The sequence below is a fragment of the Baia soyae genome, from assembly GCF_004341445.1.
Classification (GTDB): domain Bacteria; phylum Bacillota; class Bacilli; order Thermoactinomycetales; family Thermoactinomycetaceae; genus Baia; species Baia soyae.
The window spans coordinates 19,827-27,891 of sequence record NZ_SLXV01000039.1 but is presented as its reverse complement, the minus strand read 5'-3'; the positions used below and the strand labels follow the sequence as shown (position 1 = coordinate 27,891).

At 39.1% G+C, this 8,065-nt stretch carries 9 protein-coding genes; 4 read left to right on the top strand and 5 right to left on the bottom strand.

All coding sequences use genetic code 11. The annotated features are described in order from the left end of the window. Both EDD57_RS15170 and trhO read right to left on the bottom strand, forming a co-directional pair. On the bottom strand, positions 1 to 122 hold a 122-nt coding region (locus EDD57_RS15170; RefSeq protein WP_165873785.1), incomplete at its 3' end, for a helix-turn-helix domain-containing protein. Between the two features lie 180 nt (positions 123 to 302). Next, positions 303 to 1,202 (bottom strand): oxygen-dependent tRNA uridine(34) hydroxylase TrhO, encoded by a 900-nt coding sequence (gene trhO / locus EDD57_RS11400; protein ID WP_131849569.1) that lies wholly within the window; start codon positions 1,200 to 1,202, stop codon positions 303 to 305. A gap of 152 nt (positions 1,203 to 1,354) precedes the next feature. Here trhO and EDD57_RS11395 point away from each other — a divergent pair, with 152 nt between their 5' ends. Then, entirely contained in the window at positions 1,355 to 2,893 is a 1,539-nt protein-coding gene (locus EDD57_RS11395) for a glycosyltransferase (protein ID WP_165873784.1), read from the top strand. 3 nt (positions 2,894 to 2,896) lie between these two features. Next, positions 2,897 to 3,898, top strand: coding sequence for a polysaccharide pyruvyl transferase family protein (locus EDD57_RS11390; RefSeq protein ID WP_131849567.1), 1,002 nt, complete (start codon positions 2,897 to 2,899; stop codon positions 3,896 to 3,898). On the opposite strand, the gene EDD57_RS11385 is transcribed toward EDD57_RS11390, so the two are convergent. Then, positions 3,895 to 4,881: a glycosyltransferase family protein gene (locus tag EDD57_RS11385; protein ID WP_131849566.1), complete on the bottom strand. Its 987-nt coding sequence runs from the start codon at positions 4,879 to 4,881 to the stop codon at positions 3,895 to 3,897. The genes EDD57_RS11390 and EDD57_RS11385 overlap by 4 nt on opposite strands. 54 nt (positions 4,882 to 4,935) lie before the next feature. On the opposite strand from EDD57_RS11385, the gene EDD57_RS11380 reads away from it, so the two are divergent. Next, the gene (locus EDD57_RS11380) at positions 4,936 to 6,162 is read left to right on the top strand and encodes a glycosyltransferase family 2 protein (RefSeq protein WP_131849565.1); all 1,227 of its coding nucleotides are present in this window, start codon (positions 4,936 to 4,938) and stop codon (positions 6,160 to 6,162) included. Positions 6,163 to 6,182: 20 nt separating this feature from the next. Here EDD57_RS11380 and EDD57_RS11375 read toward each other — a convergent pair whose 3' ends face one another. Beyond that, the gene (locus EDD57_RS11375) at positions 6,183 to 6,383 is read right to left on the bottom strand and encodes a hypothetical protein (protein ID WP_131849564.1); all 201 of its coding nucleotides are present in this window, start codon (positions 6,381 to 6,383) and stop codon (positions 6,183 to 6,185) included. 11 nt (positions 6,384 to 6,394) lie between these two features. Beyond that, positions 6,395 to 6,667 carry a hypothetical protein gene (locus tag EDD57_RS11370; protein ID WP_131849563.1) on the bottom strand — a complete coding sequence of 91 codons (273 nt, stop codon included), beginning with the start codon at positions 6,665 to 6,667 and terminating at the stop codon, positions 6,395 to 6,397. 120 nt (positions 6,668 to 6,787) lie between these two features. Here EDD57_RS11370 and wecB point away from each other — a divergent pair, with 120 nt between their 5' ends. Beyond that, entirely contained in the window at positions 6,788 to 7,900 is a 1,113-nt protein-coding gene (gene wecB / locus EDD57_RS11365) for a non-hydrolyzing UDP-N-acetylglucosamine 2-epimerase (RefSeq protein ID WP_131849562.1), read from the top strand. The last annotated feature ends 165 nt before the right edge of the window (positions 7,901 to 8,065 follow it).

The window sequence follows — 8,065 nt, the reverse complement described above, 5'->3', positions numbered from 1 at the left end:
CATCTATATATGAGATTCGCCGTAATTTCATATCTTTTGGCAACTTGAACCGCACTACCCATCTCTTGCGCTTCCTGAACAACTTTACTTTTGAATTCAGTTGTAAACCGTCTTCTTTGCATAAAAAATCTCCTCCATTGTATATAACTCATTCTACAGGATAAAGGAGATTACTCAAATTTAATTTGGGGGCTAAATAGAAACAGCTTACACATGTGTAACGTTTGCATTACAAATGTGTAAGGTTGGGCAACAAAAAAACCTACCATCTAACTTAGAGTCAAATGATAGGTTTATAGGGTTTATGCTTCTTTGCGAATCAGATCTTGATCCTCGCATTCCTTTTTGCAATAACCATTATAAGTTTCTTCGCAATCTGGACAGACGATGTGTTGATGATGGCAAAGATCATATTCACAGTTGATATAGGTTTCTGCTGGCACATCACAATGATGGCATTTACCGACCACAGTTGGATCTATATGGTTAACGGGAACCGAGATCCGCTCATCAAATACATACAGCTTCCCATCCCATAGTTCACCTTGTGTCTCAGGATCCTGACTATAGTTCACCACGCCTCCATGTAATTGAGAGACGTCTTGGAAGCCTTCCTGCAATAGAAAACCAGTTAGTTTCTCACAGCGAATACCACCTGTACAATAGCTAATAACCTTCTTATCTTTAAATTGGCTTAGATTTTCACGAATCCACTCTGGGAAGTCACGAGAGGTTTCCACCCCTGGCCGAATGGCTCCACGAAAATGCCCAAGGTCATATTCATAGTCATTTCGACCATCAATGATGATCACATCGTCACGCAAGAGATGCTCTTTAAATTCAGCCGGACTTAAATGTTTACCCGTTAACTCAGTCGGATCAAAATCGTTTTCAAATCGCCACGTTACCAACTCTTTTTTGGCACGTACGAATAGCTTTTTAAAGGCATGTCCCTCATGCTCGTCCGCTTTAAAAAAGATACCTGAGAAGAGAGGATGTTCGTTCATAGCTTCTATATATTGATTTGTTGCTTCAACGGTGCCCGAACATGTCCCATTGATACCTTCAGGTGAGATTAATATACGGCCTTTTAAGCCTAGTTGTTGACATAGAGCGCGGTGCTCGTCCGCTACCGATACCGGATCTTCCACTTTTACATATTTGTAATAGAGGAGTACATGGTACGTTTCTGAAGTACTCATGGAAGTCGACCTCTTTCTACAAGGAGTTTCAAATATAGATTCTACCACTTTCTGATGCATCTCATCAAATTGAGTTTAGGTGTGTATTATCACAAACACTTTCTCTTTACGTACATATATTGATAGAAATGTTGAAGGAAGTGGTGGTTCCCTTGGGATTAGTCATTTATCCTCCTACGTTAAACTGGTCCTATATGCGACAACGTCCACAGCATATGATGTTGCAGTTTGCAAAGAAAGGACATACTGTTTTATTTTTTAATAAAACAAGTGTAGAAGGCCCTGTTGTTCAAGAGATAGCCGAAAACCTCTTTGTCGTTCAACACCCAAACTTCTTTCTAAATGAAATTCTCTCCAAACTTCCTTCGAAGAGAGATACGATTTACTGGACCTCCTGGAGTCGTAAAATCCCACATGCTAGTCTATTCCAAACCAACACCTTAATTTATGACTGTGTGGATGATTTTCCAGATTGGGAACAGGAAGAACAAATGTACGCTCCTCTTGCAGATGCTATTGTATGTACCGCTGATCATCTAAAAGAAAAAATGGAAAAATTGGTTCAACATCCCATTCATCTAGTGCCTAATGGATGTGAATTTGAACACTTTGCTCAAGTAAAGAAGCAGTCTCGATTAGATGAGATACCAGAAATACCTCCACATGATGGACCCCGAATTGGATATATAGGTGCTTGGGCTCCATGGGTGAATAAGAAAATTGTGCAGGAACTCTCTAGAGAAATGCCTGAGGCACAATTTGTGATTATCGGGCCTAACTTACGATCAGATCAGCCTGAATTGGGGGATAATGTGTTTTTCCTCGGGCATAAGAGCTATGAATCGTTACCATTTTATCTACGTTATATCGATGTTGGAATCATTCCGTTTTCTATCAATCGGATTACCCGCAGCACAAATCCGGTTAAGGTCTATGAATATCTTGCAACAGGGAAACCGGTTGTTTCCACACCACTACCAGAAGTACTAAAGATGAAGCCCCATGTGCTCATTGCAGATCAAACTAAACAATTTGTTAAAGCCGTACGGAGTGCACTTGTTAATGCGAAAAAAAATTCTAGAAAAAGAATGAGCTTTGCTAAACAACATAGCTGGGAAAAGAGATTTGAAGTAGTAGATAAGCACATTCTAGCTCCACGAAGAAAAGAGGTTTTCTCCAATCAAGATGAGTTACAAAAAGTCATACAATCAATCCACACTACCTCCACACATGTTCCTCTTCAACATAATACAGTAAATTCCTATTATGAAAACATGCATTTACCAAATGACCCTGCATTTGTAGGCTCTCCAAGTAAAGGGACACAGTACGAATGTTATTTTCAAATAAGCCAATCACAGCTAATGCCTTCAGATGGCACACGAGTCTATTTGGAGTTTGACCTCGCACTTGAACCACAGTCACATGAGGAATGGCAAATCATTTTGTCGGCCCCGTTGGAAGAGTGGCAACCTGATGCGATCACGTATAGCAACCGTCCCAGTACAAACGAAATTGCCAAGATGCTGATATCGCAGCCGTTTTCGACAACGGTTTCTTTTGATGTGACGAAGCAGGTCATAGAGGATGGTTTAACCCGATTCCACCTATGTTCTACGGCAAAAAAAGCATTACTGTTGGATCAAGTTCGTCTAACTTGTTTTCATTTGAATAAGAAGAGTGAGGAGTAGATCATGAATATTGGTATATGTGGGTATTATGGATTGGGTAACTTTGGAGATGAATTGTTTTTAAAAGTGTTTCAACAGGTGTTTCATGAACATCGAGTTTTTGGCTATAAGGGATATTTAGACCACAAGCAAATGGATGCGGTGATTATTGGCGGGGGAGATTTAATTACTCCTTACCATTTTAATAGCTATTATTTTCCTGCTCAATTAAGCGAAATTCCTACATGGATATATGGTGTCGGGATTGTCGATTTCTATCCAGAGTCTTCATGGAGTGCAGAAGAGGTAGAGAAATATAGACAAATCATACAAAAAGCAAAAGCTACTTTTTTCCGCGATCAAAATTCAGTGGAAATCGCCAAAAAATATAAGTTCCACAATCATGTTCAGCATGCGCCAGATGTTGTATTTTCCTATAAACAACCAAGCTATCCTATTATAAGGTCTAAGTCAGGGAACCGAATTGGTGTGTGTATACACGCTTACGAGAATTTTCCTATGAAACAAGTATCAATGGTACTAGCTGAACTAGCTAGTGAAGGATATGAAATTGTTTGCATCCCGGTTGTGAATCAGTCCAATAATCTTTACTCCGACACAGAAGTGTGTAAAACATTGTGCCAGTCAATTTTAGAGTTGGCTCCTGCCGGAAAGGTAGAGGTTGTAAAACCAGAGTACGACTTAGAAACCACTTATTCATATATCCAAAACCTTGATTTTCTGTTGTCATTTAAGCTACATCCGTCTTTGGTAGCCATCCGAAACTTAGTGCCTGTTTTATGTGTAAGTAGTATGAGTAAGGTTCATAGTTTGTTAAAGTACTTTGATCTAGATGCATATGGTTGTCATGCAGATATTTCGGATTCTGAGCTAAGAAAGAAAATGAAATTCCTATTGAAAACCGGAAGACAGAAAATGAAATCGATCCGTGAACGCGTAAAAGACTGCGAGACTTGGAGTGACAAATGTGTAAGCGAGCTGAAAAAATCGATCCAATCCATTTAGGATAGGAAATGCGCCGGAAGATGTTGCTTCATTTCAAGATATCGATGCTCCCAAGTATTTGATAATGCATACTGGATCCGAGACTCTGAGTCCCCAGGTTCCTTTAGTCGCCATTCAACCAACTCGACAAAATGCCTCATGTTTTCAGCGACATCAATATAAGGACACATAGTTCTACATTCTGGAAGTGCGGTGGAAATAACGGGCTTCCCGCTGGCAAGGTACTCATACGCTTTGATGGGATTCGTGGCTAACGTAATCGCATTGATCCGAAAAGGAATTAAACAGACTGTAAAGTGCTGAATATATTGATTCAACTGATGATGAGGGATGTTATCTAGGAATTGAATAGAAGAATGGTTAACAAATTTTGATCCAAATTCAGGACCAATTACTTGCACGTTAGCATTTGGGAGTTGTGCACAGCGTTGTAATATTGAAAGATGAATCCAAGGAGCCCATGCACCCATGTAGCCGAGAATGGATTTGGATGATGGAGTTGCAGCCGGGAGTAAATGTAATTCCATACCGGGATCATATCCATTGCGAACTAAATAGATTGGAAGGTTACTCATCCGTTTCATTCTCTGGTAAATCCGCTCAGAGGTACAGAAAATCACATCTGCTTTTTGAAGCATATCTGGCTCATAAGGATGCCACTCCGCAAAATCATCTAAACAATCGTATACCACCCAGTCGACGAGATGATCGGGGAGGCTCTTCACTAAGAGTGGATTGCTACACCAGATTCCAATAGGCTCATGACTTGTCTTTTTCATAACCGGTAATTCCTCATTTACCCATGTATCCCAATTTGATACCACATATAATCGGGGCCTTACTTCTGTTAGGGATTCTGCTGTTTGGGTTCGGTTTGCATAGTAGACTGTGTGCCCATCCGCAGCAAATTGAGATAATATTTGTTGAGGCCTTTGTTTCATCCATGTCCAATCGATAGTAGGGGGATATATTAGAATTGCCACTTCAACTCCTCCTTACACTCATTTAGCCATCCCGAAATAGAAAGGAAGAACGTAATGCATATCGTCATACTGGAAAAGCATGAATCATGGACGACAGATCTAACCATTCAGTCTCTAAAACGATATGCAATTGATGCACAAATTAGTGTGATAACACAAGATTACGGATCAGAACTAAACAAAATTCGTTCATGTCTGTCTGATCAAGAGATACTAGTGGTATGCCAATCTGGCGATACATTTCATTCTCATTTTTTTAAACTAATAGCAATGAACTCGCATCATATGAATTCATACCGTGGCATTATCATTATTCATGAGGGGAAAAAGATTCCTGTCGTATTTTTTCGTGTAAGCCATGGTGTCACATTTTCAGAATGGAATAAGCTTCCTTTTCAACATTATGTACGCGAAGATCAATTACGGTACTATCGTGATAATAAATGGATTTATTGGAATATAGAAGAATGTGGGTATATTCCATCTACTCGCTCTCTCCCTTGGGAGAAGAGAGAGGAGGTTGAAAAACTCATCTTACCCATCCTTCAACCAAATCATCATAAGGTTTTAACTAACATAAATCCAATCGTTACAATTGGAATTGCCACTTATCAAATGGGGCATATGTTAATGTGGGCCCTGCAAAGTATTAAGAATCAAACCAATCCAAATTGGCATTTACTAGTTTATGATGATGGATCTACAGATTCCACAACGAATGTTTTGCAAAACGAAGTACATGATCCTCGTATAACGGTTCTTAGAGGAAAAGAAAACAAAGGAAAAGCGCATGCTTTCAATCAGATTCTTAGCCACACACGCACCCCATGGCTTATGGAGCTGGATTCAGATGATTGGCTAGCCCCGCATGCAATTCAATCTATCTATAAAGCCACAGATCAGATTAAGGAAAAAAAGGCTCATTTTCTTTATGGAAATTATTATTTATGGGAACAAGGTAAGAGGGAACTTCGATATCGAGGAATTCAAATCTCTCCCAAGCTGGAACAGATCGAGCATATCATTCAATCAGGCATCGTTGTTTGTCCTAGGATTTATTCAACGGACTCCCTATTTAAAATGAATGCTTGGGATGTTGAGGGTAGGCTTTATGAAGACCTAGAGCTCCTATATCGCTTAAAAATGAACCAAGTGAGCGCAGTTTCTCTTTCCTCGCCCATCTATCATCGAAGACTCCATTCTTCTAGTGTTACACACCAAGCCAAGAAAAGCGCTTATTCAAAATGGCTAATGGATTTAAAAAGTAAAAGCTCGATATAGAATCGAGCTTTTACCAGACACTATACTAAAACACGCACATAGGAGAGAGCATCATAAGGAATATTGGCTCTTGTAAATGGACTTGTATAGGTACCGCCAGATATCTCGATTTCAAATACACTAGGTCTAGTGGCAAGAATCTTCCCTTCCAACACCTCATTCATGAAATAAACTTCAACATTTTCCCCCACTTGTGTTTGTAACATTTGTCTTAAATTCAAGATAATCACTCCTAAGAAAGAATCGCACGAATACTAAGAATCGGAACCATAACCAAATCCCCACTATTTTCTTCCAACTGAATCCCATCATAGCCTACCCGTTGTAAAACTCCTGTTACAACACCTGAATCGGTCATAATGTTTACGACTGTGTGTAGTTTTGAACGAAGTAAGCGACGAAGTGCCCGTTTTCTCCAAGAACATCGATCAACACGACTACTTAGATCAATCATCAAAACCATCAATGTAATTTGGATTAGGAATAGTACCCAGATACTTGCCATGACACTCACCTGATCACATCCCTTTCTTGCAGAGTTCGAACTATTATATGAGCGCTATAGTAATTCGAAACTAACAATCACCTAGTTCCTAAATCAACATGAGAGGATGAATCCTGTAAGATGACAAAAAAAGTAGCTATTGTATTTGGAACACGACCAGAAGGGATTAAAATGGCACCTGTTATCAAAGAGCTACTACTAGACCCCTTTTTTGAGATAATAGTGATCAATACAGCCCAGCATAGAGAGATGCTAGATCAAGTCATGCAGCATTTTGGGATTAAGCCAGATTATGATTTAAATTTGATGAAACCTAATCAGTCATTAGCTGAATTATCAAGCCAACTCATATTAAAGCTAAACGAGGTGTATCAAGAAATAAAACCCGACCTGGTATTAGTCCATGGGGATACAACGACAACTTTAATAGGAGCTTATACAGCCTTTTTAAATCAAATTCCCGTAGGACATGTGGAAGCTGGGCTGCGAACGTACAGGCTTGACTCTCCATTTCCTGAAGAACTAAATCGCCAACTTGTAACCAGACTATCCAGTATTCACTTTGCTTGTACGGATGAAAACCGGACGAATTTGATACAAGAACGTGTTCCATCCGAACAGATATTTGTAACAGGAAACACCGTCATCGATGCACTGATGACTACATTACAAATCCCTGTTACATTACCTAAACAATTACATTTAATAGAATCAAAAAAATGGAATATCATCTTGGTAACAACGCATCGCAGAGAAAATATAGAAGAATTAAAAGAGGTATATCAGGCACTCCATATGATTGTTCAATCTCACAAACAAACCTTAATTGTATTTCCCGTTCATAAAAGCCCCAAAGTAAGAAAAGAAGTCCAAAAGTATCTTCCACGTCATAAACGAATTTTACTTGTGGAACCGATGGAATATCATTCGTTTTGTCATGTGATGAAGCGATCTACTATCATTGTTACCGATTCAGGAGGTATTCAAGAAGAAGCGATCTCTCTCGATGTCCCCGTTTTGGTAACAAGGAATACAACAGAAAGACCAGAGGGACTACAAGCAGGAGCAATCCGGTTAGTAGGAACTGAGAAGCAGGAGATCTTCCAGCAGATTCACTTATTACTAACCAACACGCAGATATACACGGATATGAAGAATGCGAAAAACCCATATGGAGATGGATTTTCGGCACAACGTATTCGAAAAGTGTTAAAAGCATACTTTCAAGATTAAAATTGGATACTATGCGTTCTTTAAAGATAAAATAATCAAGGCACTTACTATGAAGTAAAAGACCTCATACGTAAGTGCCTTGATTATTTTATCGATCCGGAAATTAAATTATACAAAATATAATTTAGATAAATATTGTTGACACTAGCAAATCATCGTGTTATA

Excerpts from the sequence above, each read along its gene's own strand:
- trhO (WP_131849569.1), bottom strand. The coding sequence starts at position 1,202 with ATGAGTACTTCAGAAACGTACCATGTACTCCTCTATTACAAATATGTA.
- EDD57_RS11390 (WP_131849567.1), top strand. The coding sequence starts at position 2,897 with ATGAATATTGGTATATGTGGGTATTATGGATTGGGTAACTTTGGAGAT.
- EDD57_RS11380 (WP_131849565.1), top strand. The coding sequence starts at position 4,936 with ATGCATATCGTCATACTGGAAAAGCATGAATCATGGACGACAGATCTA.
- EDD57_RS11370 (WP_131849563.1), bottom strand. The coding sequence starts at position 6,667 with ATGGCAAGTATCTGGGTACTATTCCTAATCCAAATTACATTGATGGTT.
- wecB (WP_131849562.1), top strand. The coding sequence starts at position 6,788 with ATGACAAAAAAAGTAGCTATTGTATTTGGAACACGACCAGAAGGGATT.